The organism is Acinetobacter johnsonii (assembly GCF_048551975.1).
In the GTDB taxonomy this organism is placed as follows: Bacteria; Pseudomonadota; Gammaproteobacteria; order Pseudomonadales; family Moraxellaceae; genus Acinetobacter; species Acinetobacter johnsonii_A.
In genome coordinates this window covers 55,404-78,313 of sequence record NZ_JBIMCF010000010.1, presented here as the reverse complement: position 1 = coordinate 78,313, position 22,910 = coordinate 55,404, and the positions used below count along the sequence as shown (strand labels likewise).

Annotated in this window: 21 protein-coding genes and 1 pseudogene; 11 read left to right on the top strand and 11 right to left on the bottom strand. The window is 41.4% G+C overall.

Annotated elements, in window-relative coordinates; translation table 11 throughout:
- Nucleotides 1-3: 3 nt before the first annotated feature.
- The 5 genes and pseudogenes from ACG9ZB_RS09915 to rpiA form a co-directional block, all read right to left on the bottom strand.
- Nucleotides 4-750: a DUF6776 family protein gene (locus tag ACG9ZB_RS09915; RefSeq protein ID WP_419325560.1), complete on the bottom strand. Its 747-nt coding sequence runs from the start codon at nucleotides 748-750 to the stop codon at nucleotides 4-6.
- Nucleotides 751-829: 79 nt separating this feature from the next.
- Nucleotides 830-1,885: an N-acetyl-gamma-glutamyl-phosphate reductase gene (argC, locus tag ACG9ZB_RS09910; RefSeq protein WP_419325593.1), complete on the bottom strand. Its 1,056-nt coding sequence runs from the start codon at nucleotides 1,883-1,885 to the stop codon at nucleotides 830-832.
- 107 nt (nucleotides 1,886-1,992) lie between these two features.
- Nucleotides 1,993-3,199, bottom strand: a pseudogene (locus tag ACG9ZB_RS09905) (GGDEF domain-containing protein).
- A gap of 181 nt (nucleotides 3,200-3,380) precedes the next feature.
- Nucleotides 3,381-4,064: a SprT family zinc-dependent metalloprotease gene (locus ACG9ZB_RS09900; RefSeq protein WP_286406939.1), complete on the bottom strand. Its 684-nt coding sequence runs from the start codon at nucleotides 4,062-4,064 to the stop codon at nucleotides 3,381-3,383.
- A 130-nt stretch (nucleotides 4,065-4,194) separates the two neighbouring features.
- A complete protein-coding gene (gene rpiA, locus ACG9ZB_RS09895) occupies nucleotides 4,195-4,866 on the bottom strand; it encodes a ribose-5-phosphate isomerase RpiA (RefSeq protein ID WP_004696685.1) in 672 nt (223 codons plus the stop codon).
- 107 nt (nucleotides 4,867-4,973) lie between these two features.
- On the opposite strand from rpiA, the gene ilvA reads away from it, so the two are divergent.
- On the top strand, nucleotides 4,974-6,512 hold the full coding sequence (gene ilvA / locus ACG9ZB_RS09890) for a threonine ammonia-lyase, biosynthetic (protein ID WP_058869786.1): 1,539 nt from the start codon (nucleotides 4,974-4,976) through the stop codon (nucleotides 6,510-6,512).
- A gap of 40 nt (nucleotides 6,513-6,552) precedes the next feature.
- Here the strand turns inward: ilvA and ACG9ZB_RS09885 are convergent, their stop codons facing one another.
- Entirely contained in the window at nucleotides 6,553-7,047 is a 495-nt protein-coding gene (locus tag ACG9ZB_RS09885) for a hypothetical protein (protein WP_419325559.1), read from the bottom strand.
- 150 nt (nucleotides 7,048-7,197) lie between these two features.
- On the opposite strand from ACG9ZB_RS09885, the gene ACG9ZB_RS09880 reads away from it, so the two are divergent.
- Together ACG9ZB_RS09880 and ACG9ZB_RS09875 are read left to right on the top strand one after the other, a co-directional pair.
- Nucleotides 7,198-7,851, top strand: a complete 654-nt coding sequence (locus ACG9ZB_RS09880; protein ID WP_419325557.1) for a potassium channel family protein — start codon at nucleotides 7,198-7,200, stop codon at nucleotides 7,849-7,851.
- A complete protein-coding gene (locus tag ACG9ZB_RS09875) occupies nucleotides 7,848-9,197 on the top strand; it encodes a TrkH family potassium uptake protein (RefSeq protein WP_419325556.1) in 1,350 nt (449 codons plus the stop codon). Before ACG9ZB_RS09880 ends, ACG9ZB_RS09875 begins: the two co-directional genes overlap by 4 nt.
- Before the next feature lie 69 nt (nucleotides 9,198-9,266).
- Here the strand turns inward: ACG9ZB_RS09875 and ACG9ZB_RS09870 are convergent, their stop codons facing one another.
- The 3 genes from ACG9ZB_RS09870 to ACG9ZB_RS09860 all read right to left on the bottom strand — a co-directional run bounded on the left by ACG9ZB_RS09870 (nucleotide 9,267) and on the right by ACG9ZB_RS09860 (nucleotide 13,971).
- Entirely contained in the window at nucleotides 9,267-10,406 is a 1,140-nt protein-coding gene (locus ACG9ZB_RS09870; protein WP_286406934.1) for a phospholipase A, read from the bottom strand.
- Between the two features lie 17 nt (nucleotides 10,407-10,423).
- Nucleotides 10,424-13,363 (bottom strand): insulinase family protein, encoded by a 2,940-nt coding sequence (locus tag ACG9ZB_RS09865; protein ID WP_419325555.1) that lies wholly within the window; start codon nucleotides 13,361-13,363, stop codon nucleotides 10,424-10,426.
- Nucleotides 13,364-13,521: 158 nt separating this feature from the next.
- Entirely contained in the window at nucleotides 13,522-13,971 is a 450-nt protein-coding gene (locus ACG9ZB_RS09860; RefSeq protein ID WP_004696669.1) for a GNAT family N-acetyltransferase, read from the bottom strand.
- A gap of 139 nt (nucleotides 13,972-14,110) precedes the next feature.
- Between ACG9ZB_RS09860 and ACG9ZB_RS09855 the strand changes: the two genes are divergently transcribed.
- The 8 genes from ACG9ZB_RS09855 (at nucleotide 14,111) to ACG9ZB_RS09820 (ending at nucleotide 20,070) form a co-directional block, all read left to right on the top strand.
- The gene (locus tag ACG9ZB_RS09855) at nucleotides 14,111-15,115 is read left to right on the top strand and encodes an adenosine kinase (protein ID WP_419325592.1); all 1,005 of its coding nucleotides are present in this window, start codon (nucleotides 14,111-14,113) and stop codon (nucleotides 15,113-15,115) included.
- A gap of 14 nt (nucleotides 15,116-15,129) precedes the next feature.
- Nucleotides 15,130-15,441: a Rieske (2Fe-2S) protein gene (locus ACG9ZB_RS09850; protein ID WP_010326961.1), complete on the top strand. Its 312-nt coding sequence runs from the start codon at nucleotides 15,130-15,132 to the stop codon at nucleotides 15,439-15,441.
- An 18-nt stretch (nucleotides 15,442-15,459) separates the two neighbouring features.
- Nucleotides 15,460-16,077, top strand: a complete 618-nt coding sequence (locus ACG9ZB_RS09845; protein ID WP_419325554.1) for an OB-fold-containig protein — start codon at nucleotides 15,460-15,462, stop codon at nucleotides 16,075-16,077.
- Between the two features lie 647 nt (nucleotides 16,078-16,724).
- Nucleotides 16,725-16,916, top strand: coding sequence for a cytochrome oxidase putative small subunit CydP (cydP, locus tag ACG9ZB_RS09840; protein ID WP_125273329.1), 192 nt, complete (start codon nucleotides 16,725-16,727; stop codon nucleotides 16,914-16,916).
- On the top strand, nucleotides 16,916-18,496 hold the full coding sequence (locus tag ACG9ZB_RS09835) for a cytochrome ubiquinol oxidase subunit I (RefSeq protein ID WP_205667950.1): 1,581 nt from the start codon (nucleotides 16,916-16,918) through the stop codon (nucleotides 18,494-18,496). Before cydP ends, ACG9ZB_RS09835 begins: the two co-directional genes overlap by 1 nt.
- Nucleotides 18,493-19,638, top strand: a complete 1,146-nt coding sequence (gene cydB, locus ACG9ZB_RS09830; RefSeq protein ID WP_419325552.1) for a cytochrome d ubiquinol oxidase subunit II — start codon at nucleotides 18,493-18,495, stop codon at nucleotides 19,636-19,638. The genes ACG9ZB_RS09835 and cydB overlap by 4 nt, the downstream gene beginning before the upstream one ends.
- A 24-nt stretch (nucleotides 19,639-19,662) precedes the next feature.
- A complete protein-coding gene (gene cydX, locus ACG9ZB_RS09825; protein WP_002120988.1) occupies nucleotides 19,663-19,764 on the top strand; it encodes a cytochrome bd-I oxidase subunit CydX in 102 nt (33 codons plus the stop codon).
- A gap of 3 nt (nucleotides 19,765-19,767) precedes the next feature.
- Nucleotides 19,768-20,070, top strand: a complete 303-nt coding sequence (locus ACG9ZB_RS09820; RefSeq protein WP_004696655.1) for a cyd operon YbgE family protein — start codon at nucleotides 19,768-19,770, stop codon at nucleotides 20,068-20,070.
- Nucleotides 20,071-20,124: 54 nt separating this feature from the next.
- Here the strand turns inward: ACG9ZB_RS09820 and ACG9ZB_RS09815 are convergent, their stop codons facing one another.
- Nucleotides 20,125-20,739: a MarC family protein gene (locus ACG9ZB_RS09815; RefSeq protein WP_419325550.1), complete on the bottom strand. Its 615-nt coding sequence runs from the start codon at nucleotides 20,737-20,739 to the stop codon at nucleotides 20,125-20,127.
- A 12-nt stretch (nucleotides 20,740-20,751) separates the two neighbouring features.
- Complete coding sequence (locus ACG9ZB_RS09810) at nucleotides 20,752-22,812, bottom strand: choline transporter (protein ID WP_419325549.1); 2,061 nt, start codon at nucleotides 22,810-22,812, stop codon at nucleotides 20,752-20,754.
- Nucleotides 22,813-22,910 lie beyond the last annotated feature (98 nt).

The window sequence follows — 22,910 nt, the reverse complement described above, 5'->3', positions numbered from 1 at the left end:
CAATTATTGTGCATTCGCCTCAGCCTGAGGAATTTCAGAGACAAATGCTGATTGACTTTCTACGGCTTCACCACGTGACCAACTAAAGCGTCGTGTCACTGGTGTGCTACCTGTTAAACGGACTTCGATAAACTGTGGCGTAAAGCCTTTAGGCATCGTCCAACGCCCTGTTAAACGCTCATAGTTTTCAAAGTTAAAGTTTTTGTCTTCTAGAGGTACAACTAAAACCTCAGTACCACGAATGAGTCGAAGTTCAACGGTACCTGAAGCTGCACGTTTAGATGGACTAACTTGAACCAAGTCAAGTTGATATTCAAATGCATTTTCAGGCAAAGGTTTAATGGCAATATGCTGCACAGCCAGTGGAATACCACCGCGTTGACGCAAAACCTCACGATAAATCACAGCTGTGGTTTCAGATTGCGCTTGTTGATCCAGAGCTTTTTGCAATGACAAATACAGCTCATTTGAATTGGTTACAGCAACGTCACGCTCCTGAACAGCAGCATTATAGTTTTTATTTAAAGCATCCAAACTGGTCTTTTGCTTTTGTACCACTTCAACCAGTTGCTCAGCATCTGCATCAAAACCTACCACCGTTAACCCCTGACGATGTCCAACGGTATAGCCCAATAGTCCACTTGCAACCATCAATATTGCAGCACCAATTGCCAAGGGCTTATTGGTCTTTAAAAACGACTTTGCAGGTTCAGGCTGTTGTGACGTCATATTTGTGTCAGTGTTCGGCATCGTCATCTCTTATTTTGATTCAATTCAAAACACACATTTAAATCGAAATCTAAATGTGTGTGAAGTTTTAAAACGTTTTTTATGGTAATAAACCAATTCCTTCTAGGCCTGCAGTTTCAGCAAACCCAAACATTAAGTTCATGTTTTGAACGGCCTGACCTGCTGCCCCTTTAACTAAATTGTCTTGTACAGAAATGACCACCAACTTTTTCGGTTGTGGTTTATACAGCGCAATACGTAGTTGATTTGCACCCCGCACAGAACGTGTCTCTGGTGAACTTCCCGCAGGCATCACATCGACAAAAGCTTCATTGGCATAAAACTGTTCATATAAACTTTGCACATCAGCAGCTTCACCCGCATCGGTTAAGTCCACATAAATCGTGCTCAGCATGCCACGAATCATTGGCACCAAATGCGGAACAAACAAAATGTGGTTAAACACCTCTTTTAAGCCTGAAATATTTTCCAACGCTTCCACAATTTCAGGATGATGACGGTGACCTGCAACGCCATAGGCTTTAAAATTATCAGCATTTTCAGAATAGATCATACCAAGGCTGGTTTTACGGCCTGCACCAGACACACCGGATTTTGCATCAATAATAATACTTTCAGGTTTAACTAATGTGTCATTTTGCTTAAATAACGGCGCTAAACCCAGTTGTACTGTGGTTGGATAACAACCAGGATTACCAATGACATTGGCTTGTTTAATCTGCTCACGATTTAATTCAGACAAACCATAAACCGAGTCTTTCAACAGTTCAGGACACGCATGCTGCATACCATACCATTTTTCAAACTGTTCTAAGTTTTGTAAACGGAAGTCTGCGGCAAGGTCAATCACTTTAGTATTTGCAGCCACAAACTCTTCGGCATGCTTCATGGCAACGCCATGCGGTGTCGCAAAGAACACCACATCACATTTTTTCAGTTCATCAATATTCAAATCTGAATATTTAAGTTCGGTATGTCCACGTAGGCTTGGGAACATATCATCTACACGGCGACCGTCTTCTGTACGCGATGTTAGTACGCTTACTTGGACATTTGGGTGTCGTAGTAAGAGACGCAACAATTCAACGCCTGTATAACCTGTACCACCGACAATACCAACTGAAATCACGTGTATTACCTCAAACTTAAACTGTCCATTTCGTAACTGCCTAGTATGACAGGAAGTTTCTGCTTTCTAAACTGTTTTACTTAGAATTTCTGCGTTTTTAGTGCTATCGACAACTAATGAGGCACATCCAATATACTCTGTGCTGGCTCAAAACCAATCTGATTTCGTCCCGCATGTTTCGCCTGATATAACAATTGATCGGCAGCATGTATGGAGTATTTTAAGTTGGGTTGATGTACCGCAGCCAGTCCAAAACTTGCTGTCACGGCAATATTTTTTGAGGATAATCGTACATCGGCAATACCTAAACGAATACGATTAGCAATATTATAAGCCAGCGTGGGGTCATCAATTTGCAATAAGACAATGAACTCTTCCCCGCCAAAACGCCCCACTATAGCTGAATACTTAATTTATTATCACACCTAAAACCATAGGAAATGAGGTTTTACAGATGTTTCCATGTGCTAGTGTTTTTAGAATTAGCTATAAGTCATGATCACGGACGTTTTGCCCAATAATTTCACCGACTTGTTGTAAAATTTGATCACCCACCAAATGCCCATAGGTGTCATTAATTTTCATAAAATGATCAATATCACACATGAGCAAGAAATAAGGCTGTTTAGAGAGTTGATGCAACTTTCGTTTAGCGGCTTCGTTAAAGCCTCGTCGATTGAATAAATGCGTTAGCGGATCTCTTAGTCGCTCATCATTGAGTTGATGGATAATATCGCGCACCAAGGTTCCGAGCAGCACTATTGCAAACCACATACTTAAGATAATGCTCGCAGCAAGCATCATCAGCCACCAGACTGAGTTTGCTAGCATGTCTGCTTCAATATTTCTTAAAAAGAGAAAAATAATGATTCCGCGAACAAAGGTATACAGCACAATAAACAAGTAGGAAAAGTCGACTATTTTATTGAGCAAATCAATCCCTTGATAATGTTTAAACATTGAACACAAAATCAAAGACTCAACCAATGCAATTGAAATGTTCAGAATCAGCATTCTGATCCACAGTTGATCATCTACGTAGGAATAATAACTGAGTGAAAGTAAAGCCATCACGACCAAGGCAAGACACCAATATGGACGTGCATTGGCATTCTTTCTTAAGCCCATGGCATAAGCGCTGGCCCATGCACCAAACAAATACATACTGCCTAAAATGGGTGCCGACAAAGCCAACTGCTTATTCGACATAAAACTTTGTGCCGCCACAGAAAACGAAGGCACAATATATCCAAGCCCGAGCCACAATAAATATGAGGGGGCTCTAAAAACAAAATGACATATTGAAAGTAAGCTTCCCATTAAAATCAGGCAAGCTGGAACGATTAATATAAGATAGTGGATATCTGTAAAATTCACATTTGAGGTCTTTGGACTGAAATTGAGGAATGTTTACCTTAGATCATGAAGTTTAGAGCATTTTTTGACTCACGCTCAATCAATCAGAAGAAAATATTTTAACATTCTGCACGTAAAATTAACTTTAAACGCTTGCCCACCAATACGGCAATGCGGTTGTTTTTAAGGTTTTTCGATGCTGTTGAAAAGCGGCATCATATTTAGCAACTTCCGCCCAGAAACGTGCACTATGATCAAAATGTTGCGTATGTGCGAGTTCATGCACACAGACATAACGGGTAATGGCTTCAGGAAACAACACTAAAGCACTGTTAAGCATGATGTCGTGTTTTGCAGTACAACTCCCCCAGCGTGTTTTGGGCTGACGAATTGAACATTGTGCAAATTTTAAACCAGTTTCACGACTAATCTGTTGCAAATAAACAGGCAAGTGCTGTTTGGCATATGCAATTACAAAAGATTTTAAATAACTTTCAGGCTGACGGTCACTGATCCAAAGCTGGTGATTATCCTCATCCCAAATATATGCATTTTTTTGTGTTTTATAGCTCACCGTTAAAGCATTTTGACGATTAAATAACCGCAACTCTAAGGGAAGGGTTCGGTTTATCTGTACCAAACTGGCTTGTTGCTTCTGCCAAGTTTCAACTATCCACTGTTCAGATTGATTTAAAAAATCCTGAATTTGCCGTTTGCTACAAAACTTAGGCACGGTTAAACGAATTTGAGTCGGTTCAATACGAAGTCGTAACCGGGTCGCACGTGCATGATGGGTGATTTGAATTTCTGGTAGGTCTGCTAAGGTCATTAATATTATTCTTTTATTGAATCATCCTCCCCGGCCCTCCTTTTGAAAGGAGGGAGAAAAACATAAGATAAAAATGTTTTTGCTTTTAGCCCCTCTTTTTCAAAGAAGGGCTTAGGGAAGATATTTAAAATTAAACAGCGGTACGTTCTTCAATCCCGCTGTCTGTTGCAACAACTGCCACATCTGCTTTATTGATTGCAAAAATACCATTACACACCACACCTGGAATGTCGTTAATGGTTTTTTCAAGCTCAAGCGCATTTAAGATATTTAAGTTATAAACGTCTAAAATCACGTTACCGTTATCCGTGACCACACCTTCTCGGTAAGCAGGATCACCACCAAGCGCTACAATTTTACGTGCCACAGCTGAACGAGCCATTGGAATCACTTCAATCGGAAGTGGGAAGTCACGCCCCAATTGATCAACCCACTTAGAGTCATCAACGATACAAACAAATTTTCTCGCAATTGAAGCCACGATTTTCTCGCGAGTAAGTGCAGCCCCACCACCTTTGATCATATGCATATGACGGTCAATTTCGTCTGCACCATCTACATAGGCATCTAAACCGCCTACAGAGTTCATATCAACCACTTCAATGCCTAATTTCTTTAAGCGCTCAGCCGTTGCTTCTGAACTTGCCACAGCCGCTTCAAGCTGAAGTTCTGGTAAAAGTTCAATTAAGAAATTCACGGTGCTGCCTGTACCTACCCCTAATATGCCACCTTTAGGTAAGTGCTTTAAGGCAGCTTTTGCAGCAGCTTGCTTTTTTTCATCTTGGGTAGCATACAGACTCATAATTTGGCTCAACTATTTTTTGACATTTGTTGCTGATTTTACAGCCCAAATGTACAGGGGTTTGTTACAATGATCCTCTATTTTAAACTGTTAAATGGGAAATTAACATGCTGTCTCGTTTGGTTCGACAAATATTACAAGCAACAGTCTACGATGTTGCAATCGAAACTCCACTCGAAGCGGCACCTCGAATTAGTGAGAAACTCAATAACAACATTCGTTTTAAACGTGAAGACTTACAACCCGTCTTTTCATTTAAGCTACGCGGTGCCTATAACCGCATTAGCCAACTTCCTAGAGCTCAACTTGAGCGTGGCGTGATTACTGCATCTGCTGGTAACCATGCCCAAGGCGTAGCACTGTCAGGTAAAAAACTCGGGATTCGTGCCATTATTGTGATGCCGAAAACCACCCCTGATATTAAAGTTCAGGCAGTCAAACGCTTAGGTGGTGAAGTAGTTCTCCACGGCGACTCTTTTGATGTTGCAAACAAATATGCAATTCAACGTGCCGCAGAAGACGGTATGAGCTTTATCCCACCCTATGACGATGAACTGGTCATGGCAGGTCAAGGTACGATTGGCAATGAAATTTTGCGTCAATGGCGCGATGTAGACTACGTTTTCGTCGCTGTTGGCGGCGGCGGTTTAATTGCTGGTGTAGCAGCCTACTTAGGCGATGTTGCACCACATGTCAAAGTCATTCCTGTTGAATATGACGAATCTGCTTGTTTAAAAGCCGCATTTGAAGCTGGTGAACGTGTTGTACTTCCTCAAGTCGGTCTATTTGCTGATGGCACAGCTGTGGCGCAGATTGGTGAAAAACCATTTGAAGTAATTCAACTACAAAAGTCGGATAACTCAGGTCCGATCGTTGAGCGTGAAGTGGTTTTAGTCAATACCGATGAAATTTGTGCTGCAATTAAAGACACCTATGATGAATGTCGTAGCATCGTTGAACCATCAGGTGCAATGGCCTTGGCAGGGATTAAAAAATATGTTGAAAAACACGAGCTGATTGGGCAAAACATCGTCTCAATTGTATGTGGTGCAAACATGAACTTTGACCGTTTACGTTATATTGCAGAACGTACCGAATTGGGTGAACGCAAAGAAGCTATTTTTGCTGTGACAATTCCAGAGAAAAAAGGTTCATTCCTGAATTTCTGCCGAGCGCTACAGGGTCGTAATATCACCGAGTTTAACTACCGTGCGAGCGATGCCAGTGCAGCGCAAGTCTTTGTCGGGATTAGCTTAAAAGGCGGTGAAAAAGAGCGTCACGATATTTTTGAAGCACTCAAAACTCAGTTCGATGTCGATGACTTGTCTGATGATGAAGTGGCAAAACTGCATATTCGCTACCTGATTGGTGGTCATGCAGACCTTGAAAATGAACGTTTGTTCCGTGTTGAGTTCCCTGAACGTCCAGGCGCACTGTTAATGTTCCTCGAGCGCCTTGGCCCTACGCATAACATTACCCTATTCCACTACCGTAACCATGGTGCGGCGGAAGGTCGTGTCCTTGTTGGTTTAGAAGCAAGTGATGCGAAACAAAACCCAGATGGTTTGATTGAAACATTAGAAAGTATTTCGTATCCATATGAAGAAATTACCAATAACCTAGGTTATCAACGTTTCTTAAAATAAAAGATTCAATACATACATAAAACCGCCCTTCAAGGCGGTTTTATTCTATGAGCTGCATCGGCTCTTCATCACCAAATGTGTGGTTATACGTAACAATAATTCTATCGATCAGCTCATCATTATGCGGTACTAACAGCCAATAGGGATTTTCCCGCTCAATAACCAGTAAACTGAGTTCATAAGGCTCAATAAAAATTTTAATGTGGTTAAAAATAACATCAAAACTAAATTCAAAATCATAACCATGCATGTCTGAGGTTTCTTCTTCCTCACTGTCATACATTTGATAAAAAGACGCCATATCATCATTAATTTGGTTTTTCAGCTCATCTAAGTCAATACCCAACTGTTGGAGTCGATGGCATTCATCAATACCATTTTGTTGAAAATCATCGAGTTCTATTTTTTGAATGTTTGAATAATAGCTATTCAACCAACGTACAAAGTGCTCGAACTCATCTTGTTCTTCTGGAATTGCGGTATCATTCAATTCTGGAAACGCGAACCTCAGGGATTCATACAGTGTTTTCCGCATTTATATACTCCTTTGGATGAGTGATATATTGGTATAAGGCAAAGCGCGGTTGATCGAAAATAGCGTGTCTGTATAAAGATGACATCTTGTGAAATTTGGCACAACATTTGTTAACAATCGACGTATAAAAAAATTTAAAGGAAAGATGACATGGCACAATTTGCAGTGATTGGTTTAGGAAGCTTTGGAGCCACAGTTGCAACTCAACTCATTGAACTGGGACATGATGTCATTGGTATCGATAGTGAAAAAAAATATGTTGAAAATATTTCTGAGCGGGTGACCCATGCTGTCATCGCCGACGCAACAGATGAGCATGTCCTCGATGAGTTAAATATTAAAAACTGCGATGCCGTGGTGGTCGCAATTGGTGAAAATATTGAAGCCAGTATTTTATGTGTCCTGCACCTCAAAAATATTGGGGTTGAAAAAATTTGGGTCAAAGCCAAATCAAAGTCGCACCATATGATTTTAAGCCATTTAGGGATCAGTAAAATTATTCACCCTGAAGAGGACATGGGCGTGCGGATTGCGCAGTCTTTATGCTACCCCATGGTCAGTCGTTATATGGCACTTGAAGATAACCACTATATTGTCAAAATTGAAATTGATGAAAAACTACAAGGGACTCGCTTCCGCCAACTAATGGATCAAGCACCTGATTTGAAAACATTACTCCATAAACGTGGCAAAGACATTTTGTACAGCATTGACCCCAATTTAATTTTACAAGTGGGTGATATTCTTGTTGTTGAAGGTTTAGTTGAAACATTACGTCGTCTTTCAGCACGGTTCAAATCATGAAAAAAGTCAAAGAATGGCAAACCCCAAAAAACAGCACCATTAATTTAAGCCCGCCCAGCCTGCTGGCTTTGGGTTTTTTGAGCTTTATTATTATTGGAACTCTATTATTAAAGTTACCCATTTCACATCACGGTGAACTCAGTTGGATTCACTCTTTGTTCACCGCCAGCTCAGCAGTCACCATTACTGGACTCTCTGTGGTGAATGTCGGTGAAACTTTTACCGTAACAGGTAAAATCATCATTATGCTGCTGATTCAAATTGGTGGCTTAGGCTTTATGACTTTCGCAATTTTAGCCGCACTGAGTCTGTCGACCAAACTCGGTTTAAAGCAACAAATCATGGCGCAAGAGACCATTGGTCAAACCAGCTTATCCAAAGTATCCTTCACCATTAAAGGGGTACTGCTGTATTCCTTATTTTTTGAGGCGATCGGCACGGTTATTTTGACCATTGCATGGTTAGAAGATTACAACTTCAATCAAGCTCTGTTTTATGCGGCTTTTTATAGTGTATCTGCATTTAACAATGGTGGCTTTTCACTGTTTCCCAACAGTCTAATGAGCTTCTCGGGCCAGTATCTCATTACCTTTACCATCAGTATGCTATACATCATTGGTGGGACAGGTTTTGTGGTGTTAATGGACATTAAACGCAGCAAACGTTGGAAAGGCTTAAGTACCAATAGCAAACTGATTTTATCCACCATTGCAGGCTTGAACCTGATTGCTTTTGTTCTTTTATGGGCAATTGAATCGAACAATCCCCTCACTTTAGCGCCAATGAGCTTAGGTGACCAAGCTTTAAATGCATGGTTCCATGCCACCGTACCTCGTTCATCGGGTTTTAACAGCCTTGATTTAGCACAAATGAAAGATGCCTCGACCCTCGTGACCATGTTACTGATGTTCATTGGGGGCGGCTCGATGAGCACCGCAGGCGGGATTAAAGTAGGTACTTTTATTATTGTTTTACTTAGTGTAATTAGTTTTCTTCGACGTGAAGATGAAACTCGTGTGTTCAATCACTCTGTTTCTCAAAAAACCTCTTTTAAGGCAATGGCTGTTGTCTCTATTACTTCGGCACTTATTTTCTTAGGCATCTTTAGTTTATCTTTAATCGAACCTAATCATCAGTTTATGGATTTGTTATTTGAAGCCATTTCCGCTGCTTGTACTGTCGGTTTGTCACGCGGCATCACGGGTGAACTTCAACCTGCAAGTTTATTTATTCTGATGCTCTTGATGTTTGCAGGTCGTTTAGGTCCTTTAACACTAGCCTACCTGATTGCGACGCCAAAAAAGAGCCGTTTAAAACATCCAACTGCCGATATTCAAATTGGTTAAAACACTTAACACTTAACACTTAAACATAAAAAAACCACGTATCAAACGTGGTATTTTTATGTCTCTAAATTAGTACCAATTCATTAAGGACACACCCAAGCCGACATAAGTCGCTCGGTGGTTATAATCAATTAAGCTTTCGCCATAACCATCAAACAACTGGAAATGGCCACGCAATTTCCCTGAAATAGGAAAAGCCCAGTCAAACTGTGCAGCACCGCGCGAGTCATCGCCACCTTTTAAACTATGGCGTAGCATGAGTGAAAAATCATGTTCATTCCAACGGTAGAATGCTGTTAAATCACCCCGTCCGACATAATCCTTAATATCAGGGTTATTATCATCACCTGCATCTTCGTCTAGACGGTACCAAGGGCGCAGCATGAGCGCAAAGTTGTCTCTTTCAAAACCCACATTCAACATGATACGGTTCCAACTACGCGACAGCGGATCGGAACGACCATTAGACTGGTGGTTGAAAGTTAATCCTAATAAGCGCCCATTTAAACCCAACAGTTCATAATTGGTACGGAAAACCAAACTGGCTTCAGGCTCATAGTTGGTTTCACGGAACGGACGTGATTCTTCACCGTTATACACCTGCCAACGAGAAGACTGGGTATACCCCAACCAAACATCGCCATTGTCTCCAAATAGGTTTTCAACAGCTTTAGTTTTTAAAGACAGTTGAAATTTCGCTTCCATTGACTTTAGGTTCTGATCTTCATCTACCGTATTGGTCGGATTTGGACTTTGTGGATATTCATTTTTATCTGTCGTCCAAAAACCAGGCATTAAATACACAGGTTGATAAGCACGAATATTCCAAGTCCCTAATTTACTTTCGGGTGAAAGCTCCCAACGGCTATCCATTAAAGATAAATTTGGGGATATTTTAGGACCTTCAGAAGCGAAAACAGAGCTCACACCTTGTGCAATCTTCCCTGTGATATTTTCAGGTTCTGGCGCAATTTCCATGGCTGCACGTTGCTCAGAAACAATGCGTGGCTTTACTGCTTCAGGAATTTTGAATAATGCATCATAACAAGCCAAACGGTCTGCATTCGATGCTAATGCAACACATGCCTCGGCTGTTGCAGGAGTTGCAGGTACTTCGGAAATTTGTGCATGTGTTTTAGCGACACCCAAAGTACTGAGCACAGTTATGCTCAGTACTAAAGTTGAACGCTCAAATGATTTGAACGCCATACGACCCTCTTATTGTTTTACTGAACTTGTTGAATACTAAAACCTAACTCAATTAAAGTATCACGCTTCGCCATAGGTGCAACCACGGCTTTCGTTGGTTTTTGTTCAAGCAAGTATTGTACCGCCACACGTTGCAAATCCTCTAAACTCACAGCCAAAAGACGGCTACGTAACTGCTTACGGAAGGCTGGTGTACGTGCATGTAAAAGTGCATAACATGCCGTAATCGCTTCACCCGCTGGTGAACCTGGTTTGTCCATACCCGCAATCAAACCTAAAATTGCTTCTTCAAGCTGATGTGGTTTTTGCTCAGTATTGAGTAACCATTGCACACTGGCTTCAAAGTCATTAAAAGTTTCAGCCAAACGCGGATCACGGTAGCTATAGAAGCGGAATGAACATGCATTGCCGTCATAACTTGCACCACCACCATAAGCCCCACCTTTTTCACGAATTGCACTGTGTAAGAAACCATTACGCAAGTACGCTGCCAGTACCATTAGCGGTGCAGCATCTGGATGTGACACCTCAACAGCTTGATAAGCCGATGAACAGAATTGAACATTGGCTTGAATTAACCACGCCTCATCTGCATCGGTATCGATCTGCTCAGTAGCTTTTAAAGTCACAATTTGCTCTGGAATGGCTAACTTGTCCCACACATTTTGAACTTCTTCAACCAAGCGGTCTGACTGATGTTCTTCACACACCAGTAAGAACTGTTTTGGCGCTTGTAAAAGTTTTAAATGAATCGCTTTTAATTCATTGATCAAATCATCATAAGCTGCTGCATCTTTTTCAATACGGCTGACTAAATCGCCTAACCAGTTTAATGCACCCAAGCCTGTGTTGTGATAATCACGTTTTGCCAAAGCACTGTGGTTACGTCCTGCAATTTGCATGGCATAACTGTGTCCTGAACCTGACAGACGAGATGCCCAACGCGTTTTACGTTGTTGCAATAACTCAACAATGCGATCTTTTTCATCAAAACGCAGCTCTTCAAATGCCAACTTCAACAAAGCAATACTGTCAAAATTACTCACCAACGATTTTGTGGTCAGCGTTAACCATGCACTGATTTGATTTTTGTCATTCACTTGAGAACGTAAAGAGGCGCCCATCCCTAAACCACCACTCACCGCAGTTTGTAGTTGTTGTAGTTCAAGATAGTCATACTGACCTGCACCAACTTCACCCATCAAAATGGACAGCAAGTTAAAGTAAGGTGACTGCACTACATCTTGCGGAATCTGAATCAGTACTTGGTTGTAGTAAATACCGTTCGTACCTGCATGATAAAGATTCAACGGATAATCGATACGATTTGAGATAATCTCGCGCAACTGCCCTTGTACAATTTGCAGTTCAGCAGGCACATCTTCCAAGCCCACTTTCGGCAAAAGATTAAGGTCATCTGGGGTATCTTGACGGACTTTAAGTGCTTCAGTTTGTGCTTCAATTTCTGCTTTTTCAGCGTTTGTTAGCTGCGCACCAATTTCGGCTAAACGTGCTTTTTCTGCCGCTGCTTCCACTGCAGACTTATTAGCATCAGGCACCAAAGTCATTTGTACACGGTGTGGGTTATCAATCAAATAAGTTTTGATTAAGTTTGACAACCACATTGGATCTTTCAGTTCTTCTTTCACCGCAGCAATCGCTGAGTCCACATCCCATACAGTGACTGGGTCGCTGTGGTGAATCGCACTGCCCAAACCATTTAAAATCAGGCTTAGACCGTAAGGCATGCCATCACCATTGATTTCACGTTGGTGCAATTCAATTTGATGTAAAATCGCATCCACCATGTTTTGATCGACAGGTTTTGAAGCGACGTCTTCTAAAACCTTAAACACACCTGCTTTAAACTCTGACGCATGCTCAGGGTTTGAACCTTGTACACCACAGTAGAATGTCATTTCATAGTTAGAGTCATCTACACCTATAATCGGGCCAGTAGACTGTGCATAACCACAGGTCTCAAGGTAATGACGTAATGGAGAAGCCGAATCTTCTAACAATACACCTTCGACAAGGCGCATACCTAAGCGTAGTTTGATCTCACTGGCTTTAGGCAATAACCACGAAATAATGTGATAAGTTTTGTCTTTTAAATCTTCTGCATCTACCGCATAGGTTTCAGTCACTTCTAGCGGCGCAGTCAGACGGCGCTCTTCTTTAGAAAAGAGCGTTTCACCTTTTGAAAACTTGGCTAAGGCTAAAGTTTCAAACTGTTCTTGTAGATTGTAAGCAGGCTCATTACCAAAGGTCATGAAAACTGCGTTACTTGGGTGATAATGTGACTTGTAGAAATCCACCAACTCAGGGTAAGTCAAGTCTGGAATATCTTTAGGGTCGCCACCTGAGTTGTAGTGATAAGTGGTTTCAGGGAATAAATGATGCGCTAACTGATGATACAACTGGTCTGAAGGCGAACTCATTGCCCCTTTCATTTCGTTGAAAACTACACCTTTATAAACAGGCTCACCGTTTTCAAACTCAATGCGGATTCCTTCTTGGGCAAAATCCAGCGGATTCAAATTGGCTGCAAAAGCCGCATCTAAATATACTTCGAGTAAATTTTGGAAATCTTTTTTATTCTGAGTCGCAAATGGATACGCTGTCCAGTCCGCCGCAGTAAAGGCGTTCATAAAAGTATTCAGTGAGCGACGAATCATTAAAAAGAACGGATCACGAACAGGAAATTTTTCCGAACCACACAATGCTGTGTGCTCTAAAATATGCGCTTCGCCTTTTGAATCCATAGGTTGGGTGCGAAATGCAACTAAGAATACATTTTCATCATGATTGGTGGCCAAATGATAATGCACTGCCCCAGTGACTTTATGTTTATATTCAGACACTAAAATGTCTAAAGCTTCAACATGGTGTTGACGTACCAACTGAAACGCAGGATGTACAGTTTGTGAAATGGTTTCAGTGACATCTACAGTCATGTGATCTCCTAACAATAATTAATACACTGCCTGCATTATAGCTTTAGTTGTCAAAAGATTTCACGCTGAAAACCGGAGTAATTTGCTGGAAATTTGAAAAGCATCTCACTGCTTTCCAAATTTCAGTCTTTTTAAGGGAAGCGTTCTCAAAAGTAAAACTAGATGAGATATTTAAAATAATTATAGTTCGGATGATTTTCCACAAAAACATAGTTTTGCTTCTGATAGAAACTGGCTGCGGACAAATCCGCGGTATTTAAACACAGCGCAGAAAAGTTCGGACGTGCACATTTTTCTAAATGCGCCAACAACTGACGACCCACACCACTCTTACGGTATTTAGGATGTACATAAAAACGGCGTACGCGCCCAATACGCGCCTCGATTTCATTTTCACCCCATTGCTGATTTAAACCGCCACAGGCAATCAATTGGTCTTGATCGTAGGCCAATAACAACACTTCACCCTTTTGATCAAAACGATTTTTTCCGCTTTGATATTCTTCGATCAAGCGGGTCAACGGTTCATATCCTTCTTTTGCTGCAAGTTGTGCCAAAGCTTGTATTTGAGGAGGTAATTGTTCTGCCGCTTGAATTAAAATTTCCATCTAAACTTCCTTGAATATGAGCAAAGCCATTTCACTACATTTGCCACGTAAATAAAATGAATTTTCCTCAACAAACTACAGCAATCTTGAGCATTGGTGTAAAATGTCGCTTTATTTTCAATACGTGACGAAAAAAGACATGGCAACTGTTGATCTTTTTGCAATTGGTAATGCACTAATCGACCAAGAATTTAAAGTCTCTGACGACTTCCTTATTCAACAACATTTGCAAAAAGGCACTATGCAGTTAACTGATGGTGAAACACAAGCAGATCTTTATAAAAAATTAAAAGAAACACAGATCTATAAAGGTCAAGCTTCAGGTGGTTCAGCAGCCAACACCACCGTTGCCTTTAGTGCCTTGGGTGGTTCAGCATTTTATGCATGCCGCGTGGGTAATGATGAGCTAGGGCAAACTTACCTCAACGGTTTGCGCGAAGCAGGCATTAAAAACACTGAAAAATCAATCAGTGAAGGCGTAACAGGCACGTGTATGGTTTTAGTCAGTGAAGACTCTGAACGTACTATGCATACCTATTTAGGTATTACAGCCGAGTTAACTGAACAACAGATTGACTTTGAACCCTTAAAAACAGCGAAATGGCTCTATATCGAAGGTTATCTCTCTACCAGCGATAGCGCACGTGTAGCTGTTAAGCAGGCTCGTGAAATTGCCAAAGCCCATAGTGTTAAAATTGCATTAACCCTATCTGACCCTTCGATGGTGCAATATGCGCGTCATGGTCTAAACGAAATGATTGCAGATGGTGTGGACTTATTGTTCTGTAACCAACAAGAAGCCATGATGTACACTGAAACTGAAACAGTTGAGGCGGCTTTAGCAAAACTTAAAACACTGAGCCAGCATGTGGTTATTACTCTTTCCGCTGAAGGTGCACTTATTTCAAATGCACAGGAAACATTTAGTGTTGCAGGCCGTAAAGTACACGCTATCGATGCCAATGGCGCAGGCGATGCCTTTGCTGGTGCCTTCCTTTATGCAGTGAATGCGGGCTTAGGCTTACATACAGCTGCGCAACTTGCAATTTTGATTTCGAGTGAAGTGGTGTCACAGTTTGGCCCTCGTTTGGCTGTGGCAAATTACGCTGAATTGTTCCAACAACTGCAAAAGGAATGTGCATGATGCAAAAAATTTGCATGACAGAAGACATCCCAGAACGCGAAGCGCGCTCTTTTGAAACACCTAAAGGGGATACGATTTTTATCACCCAACGTGACGGTGCCTTCTTTGCGTACCAAAACATTTGCCCGCATTTGCAAGTTGAACTTGAATTTTTGGAAAATCAGTTTTTAGACCGCGACCAAGAATTTATTGAATGCTCGACCCATGGTGCATTGTTCATGGTTGAAACAGGTGAATGCATTTCTGGCCCATGCCAAGGCGAAGCACTTGAAAAAGTAGCAATTACCGTGCATTCTGACGGTGGGATTTATCTCACAGAAGAATAATGAAATTGGACGTTCACCATGTATGAGTTGCTACATCACCCTGACTTGATGCTCTTTCATTTCAGCTTATTGACTTTAGTCATACTCAGCATGGTGGAAACCTTAGGCTACTTTTTTAAATCCCGCCCAAGTCATTTCATCAAAAGGCTCTCCCCGCAAAAACTGACTGAATCTCCACTGCTGGACGTTAAGTTTTCTAAAGTGCTGATTGTGGTTTTTCTCTTACTTAATTTTAGTGTTGCAGGTTATTTCCTTCAGTTCTGCATCTATGCCAAAGAACAAGCCTTTACTTCGGCTTACTATCTAATCTTGCCTGCGCTAATTATTGCAATTTTCTTTACCGTTTTTATGATTCACTGTTTGGATCAAGTTATTAAACCCAGACCAGATAAAAAGCAAACCAACTTACTGGGTCGTCTGGCGACCATCTCCAGCGGGAATGCACGCCCCGGTTTTTCTGCTCAAGCTCGCGTTCGCGATGAATACGGTCAACTACACTATGTACAAGTTGAGCCTGAGTTTGGTGAGCTTGAGTTTCAGTCACAAATTATTCTCATTCGTTTAAAAAAATCGCATTACATAGCAAAAAAAATTTCAAAATCCAATCAACTTTTTAGTGGTGAAAATACGCGCTAAACAAGCACTCAATCTGACCTCGTTTCAACACTGTACGTCTTTATGAGCAAGTTTAACCTTTGCCATGGCCTTACTACCCTACCAAGATATTGATACAGCGTCAGCCTCCAAAAACGCCTCTCAACGCGCTGTTTAAATCGAACCCTCTCCTCATCTTCTTGTTCAATCTTTAAAAAGCAATCTTTCATTCATAATCCAGCTTTCTCCAATTTAAAAACATTTGCGCAAAAATTAAGCTCAGAATGATTAATTCGATTTTCAATTCCTAATTTACTTGTGATGTATGCGACAGATCAAATCATCCATGATGCATATCCGTTAAAATCCATCATTTAAAAACCCTATTAATTTTACTATCTTGAGACGAATTAACAATAAAATAACGATGAACGCTAAATATAAGCATTTTAGTCGGATTTAAAATAAATATATATAAGTGTTTTAGTCAGGTATTTAAATATAAACATAAGTAATTTGGTCAACTTTAAAATACAAAAATATTAGTTTATTTTTCATCACATCATTATTTTAAGTACATGTATTTAAACAAATTAATAATATATTTTTTATTTAAGTTTAAAGACTATTTATCTTTTGTATGTTTTTGTTTAATAATATAAAGCAAGTTAAAAAATAGGCTTTGTGAAATGAGCTTAGTCCCCAAAAATCTCAATCAAAAAGTCACCAGAGAGATTATGGCCATTTTAATCATTAAGGTGATTATTTTAATGGTCATTAAGAACATCTGGTTTGACGCCCCGACTATCCCTAAAAATTTTGACAATCAAGTTGCTGAGCGTATTGCAGGCAATCCATCCCCAATCAAGGAGACACGTTGATGATATCTGAAAGCGTGGTCGATCTTTCGCGGTTCCAGTTCGCTATGACCGCGATGTATCACTTTATTTTTGTTCCACTTACACTGGGACTTGCCTTTATTCTTGCCATTATGGAAACCACCTATGTGATTTCAGGTAAAGAAATTTATAAAGACATGACCAAGTTTTGGGGGAAACTCTTCGGTATTAACTTCGCTTTAGGGGTCACTACTGGCTTAACTATGGAGTTCCAGTTCGGCACGAACTGGGCATATTACTCACACTATGTGGGGGATATTTTCGGTGCTCCATTAGCCATTGAAGGATTAATGGCATTCTTCTTAGAATCGACATTCATCGGTCTTTTCTTCTTTGGATGGGATCGCTTATCCAAAGTGCAGCACTTATGTGTGACATGGCTGGTTGCACTCGGTTCTAATATGTCTGCCTTATGGATTTTGGTTGCAAATGGTTGGATGCAAAACCCTGTCGGTTCTGCATTTAACTATGAAACCATGCGCATGGAACTGGTAGATTTTGGTGCTCTCATTTTTAACCCAGTTGCACAGGTAAAATTTGTACATACTGTATCTGCGGGTTATGTGACAGGCGCTATTTTCGTCCTTGCTATTTCAAGCTACTACTTACTGAAAAAACGCGATATTCCGTTTGCGCGTCGTTCATTTGCCATTGCCGCAATTTTTGGTTTAGCTTCAACACTTTCAGTGATTTTACTGGGCGATGAGTCAGGTTATGAACTGGGTGATGTTCAAAAAACTAAACTCGCGGCCATTGAAGCAGAATGGGATACTCACCCTGCACCTGCACCCTTTACTTTGTTTGGTATTCCAAATAAAGAAACCATGACTACAGATTATGCAGTGAAAATTCCATATGTGATGGGTCTTATTGCAACACGTTCTTTAGACAAAGAAGTGACTGGTATTAAAGATTTGATCGTACAACACGAAGATCGTATTCGTAACGGTATGGTGGCTTACTCACAACTGGAAAAACTACGCGCGGGTGATACTTCTCCAGAGCTAAAAGCTGCCTTTGCTGAAACTCAAAAAGACTTGGGCTATGGCTTACTGCTGAAAAAATACACACCAAATGTAGTTGATGCATCTGAAGATCAAATTAAATCTGCTGCGAAAGACACGATTCCACACGTACCAAGCTTATTCTGGGCATTCCGTGCCATGGTTGTATCTGGTTTCCTTATGCTGTTGTTATTTGCTCTAGCAACCTTTGCTGTGGCAAAACGCAATGCAGAAAACAAACCATGGTTACTGAAGTTCGCACTATTCGCTCTACCTCTGCCATGGATTGCTGCACAAACAGGTTGGTATGTTGCTGAAGTAGGTCGTCAGCCGTGGACGATTGGTGAAGTTCTACCTACGCACTTGTCAGCATCAAGCTTAAGCACAGGTGATGTATGGGGTTCTATCGCTGCTTTAGCTGCGTTCTATACCGTTCTTTTGATTATTGAAATGTATTTAATGATCAAATTCTCACGTCTTGGTCCAAGTTCGCTTCACACTGGTAAATACCATTTTGAAAAACTTGAAGCAGCTCGTAATGAGGAGACTCAAGCATGATCGAATATGAATTACTCAAAATCATTTGGTGGGTTTTAGTCGGCGTCTTGCTGATTGGCTTTGCCCTCACCGATGGCTTCGATATGGGCTCTATGGCAATCATGCCATTTGTGGGCAAAACAGATGAAGAACGCCGTGCGGCTATCAACACCATTGCTCCGCACTGGGACGGTAACCAAGTTTGGTTCATTACTGCTGGCGGTGCATTGTTTGCCGCATGGCCAATGGTTTATGCAACAGCATTCTCAGGCATGTACTGGGCGCTACTGTTGGTACTGTTTGCCCTATTCTTACGGCCAGTAGGTTTTGACTACCGCTCTAAACTACAAAATACCAAATGGCGTACGTCATGGGACTGGGGTTTAGCCGTGGGTGGTGCTGTGCCTGCACTCGTCTTCGGTGTGGCGTTTGGGAACATGTTCTTAGGCGTGCCGTTTAGTTTAGATGAAACTGTTCGTTCAACTTATACAGGGAGCTTCTTTGCCCTGCTCAATCCATTTGCTTTAGTCTGCGGCTTAGTTAGCTTATCAATGCTGTGCGCACACGGCGGTGCATGGCTCATGCTTCGTACCGATGGTGACTTACGCAGACGCTCAGCTCAAGCAACCAAACTCATGGGCATTGTTTACCTCATCTGTTTCCTAGGGGCTGGTGCTTGGTTGTACTTTGGTGGAATCGAAGGTTATACCTTAGTCACTCCATTTGACACCAACGGTGTTGCTAACCCATTGGCAAAAGAAGTGTTGACCAATGCCAACCATGGCTGGATGAACAACTACTCGACTTACCCAATTACTATGATTGCGCCTATCGCAGGTATCTTAGGTGGTTTAATTGTGGTGCTTGCAGCAAGCAAGAACAAAGCAGGCTTTAGCTTCTTGGGTTCAAGTCTAGCAGTCGTAGGTGCAATTTTAACTGCTGGTTTTGCGCTGTTCCCATTCTTAATGCCATCAAGCATTCAACCTGTTGCAAGCTTGACCATGTGGGATGCGGTTTCAAGTAAAACAACGTTAACTGTAATGACAGTTGCGGCATGTATCTTTGTCCCACTCATTTTGTGCTATACCACTTGGTGTTACTACAAAATGTGGGGTGTTATTACCAACACACACATTAAAGAGAATTCACACAGCCTTTACTAAGGCTGTGTCTAAGGAGATCAAGTTATGTGGTATTTTGCATGGATTCTCGGCATTTTGATGGCTTGCTTTGCAGGTGTACTCAGTGCTCTGTATATCGAACATCATCAAGACCTTGATGAGGAATAAACCATGACAGACGTTGCTATGGAAAACCAAACTGTAGATAAAAAGCCGAACAAATTTGCGATGCTAATTTCCTGCCTATTGGCCTTTCCACTTGCAGCGGTGTTGTTAGTGCATCCTGCTGCTATGTTGGATGACAATGGTCACTATAGCCATAGTGCACTGATGTATATCATGATTGGTATCTCAGGTGGCTTTATCCACGGCGTCGGGTTTGTACCACGCCACTGGATTTGGAAATGGCTATTTAGCCCGTTTCTATCGTGGCCACTGATGATCTGGGGTTATTACACTTGGTTCTTCAGTTAAATAAAAAAGCCCTCATTGACTGAGGGCTTTTTTATGGTCCGCTATTCGTGGATTCTACATTTCAGCCATGACACCAATAATGCCATTAATAATCATATCTACCGCAATAGTCCCAATCAGTAAGGCCGACAGTCGCCCGACAATGTCCACATAACGATCAATATATTTGGCGTGTTTATAGCGCAAATGATCATGCGCAAATTTCATTAAAATCATCAACACGCAGGTCAACGCCAAAGTCAGAAAAATAATCATGGCTGCACCGCCAATTGGTAGGGATATACCGGTCACCACCGCCGCACTGATGGTTCCTGGACCAATCATAAAAGGCATCGCAATGGTTCCTGCCAAATGCTCAGGCGCACCACGCATTTCACCAATGGTATCTGCCCCTTGAAACACGTAACGATAACCAATCACCAAGAAGATCAGACCACCAAATATTTGAAAGGCTTCAAAGCGTACATTTAAATATTTACTAAAAATCGCTTCTCCGCCCCATGCGAACAGCATAAATACTATAAAAGCAATAAGACAGCCCTGAACCAAGGCCTTATTAAATACTTTAGCTTCGGAGTTCCGAATCATGCCAATCATATAAATACTCATTAAAAACGGATTCAGCAATGAGAAAAACAAAGCAAAAGCATGTAAATATGAGGTCAACATGGTTCCTCCTAATTATCCTTGAGGGTCTGGAAATAAGGGACGATTCCCTGGACTGATTCGATTGATATGTAAGAAGGTCATGTGGCGTTCATAACGATCCAGCACATCATTAATCACTTGTTCTTTGGTATAACCAACAAGGTCGTTGCCTTGAGAACCTTCATACAAATAAGTTTCAAGACGGTAGTAGAAGCGTTTACCTAGTTTGCCACGCTCACTAAAGGTCGGCGCGATATAACGTACTGGCCAAATTTGATAGACAAAGTTTTGTTCTTCTTCCAAATGGATCATCAAATCTAAATGATACAGATTTAGATCTTCTTCTAGCGCACTTTCTTGAACACTGATGTCGATACCCCGTTTTTGCATTTCCTCTGCAACCGCCATCACTGCGGGTCGACAAATGTCATCGAGCATACGCCGAGTATCGGTTGTTCCTGGATGATGCATGACTCGGGACAAACGCTTTTTCCAGTTGAGGATGTCGACATTACCCACCACGGGTGCGGCATTTAAACTACTACTAGCTTGTCGATAGTCTTCTAAACGCAATGACTTATACAAACCTGCCATGACCAAGAACATGACAAAACTAAACGGCAACCCCATAATGATGGTGGCATTTTGCAGCGCAGTAATCCCATTAGTCATCAACATAGCAAGGGTCAGTAAACCAATCGCTACAGCCCAAAATACGCTCAACCATCGCGGTGCATCATGATCAACATTGGTAAATTGAGTGGTGAAATTACCCAACACCAGTGCACCAGAGTCCGCCGAGGTCACATAAAAGAGTAAGCCAGTAATTGTGGCTACACCTGCAATAAATGGAAACCATGGATACTGAGCCAGCAAGTCATAAAAACCATGCGCAGGATTTGCAATCACACTCTGTGCGAGGGCTAAATTACCATCAAAAATCACACTATGTAGTGCACTATTTCCAAATATTGATAGCCACGTGAGTGTGAAAAACAGAGGAATAATGAGCGTTCCACTAACAAACTCACGAATGGTTCGACCACGTGAAATCCGTGCTAAAAACAAACCTACAAATGGTGACCAAGCCACCCACCATGCCCAAAAGAACAATGTCCAACTGTTCATCCATTCTTTCGGTTGTTGAAAGGCAAAGCTTTCCAAAGTCATACTTGGAAAACGGTTAATGTAGTCTCCAATATTTTGCACAAAAGCATTCAATAGAAATTCGGTATTGCCTAAAAACAAAATAAATAGCATCAAACCAACAGAGACATAAATATTGATCTCGGAGAGAACACGCAGTCCCTTATTCACCCCTGAAGTCACTGAAATAATGGTCATTACCACCGCAACCACAATTAATGCGGTTTGCATCCAGAGATTTTCAGGTAGATCAAACAACACATGTAAGCCATAGTTCAGCTGTACTACTCCAATCCCGCAGGTCGTCGCAATACCAAAAATAGTCCCGATGACCGCAGCAGTATCAACACTATGACCGATCGGCCCATGAATCTTATTCCCAAAGATCGGATATAAAGCAGAGCGAATAGTCAGTGGTAAGTTATAGCGATAACTAAAATAGCCCAATGCCATGCCAATCAAGGCATACATACACCATCCCGTTAGACCATAGTGAAACAGCGTCCACACCATGCCTTGACGTGCAGCCTCTAGGGTCTGCCCTTCACCCACAGGTGGATGCATATAGTGAGATAAAGGTTCCGCCACCGAGAAAAACATCAAATCGATGCCGATCCCAGCTGAGAACAGCATTGCAGACCAACTTAAAAGGCTAAATTCTGGCTTGGAATGTTTGGGACCTAATTTGATATTGCCATAGCGAGAACAGGCAATGAAAATCACAAAGACCATATACAAGGTCGCTGCGAGTAAGTAATACCAACTAAAAGTTGAACTCACCCAAGCCAAAACCATATTTAAGGTTCGGTTAGCAAAGTCATTAAACAAAATGGTGGTAACAGAAAAAATTAAAATAATGAGAGCTGAAATATAAAAGACCACACCATTTAAACGGTCTTTAGGCGCTAATGTTTGATCATCAACTGCTCTTGGATTATCTGTCGCCATACAATCCTCAAGAAAGTAAATAAAAAAAAGACAAAAGCCAATTTTTAAACTTCTCGTGGTCGAGAGCTTAAAAATCGACTAACGAAAACGACAGTATT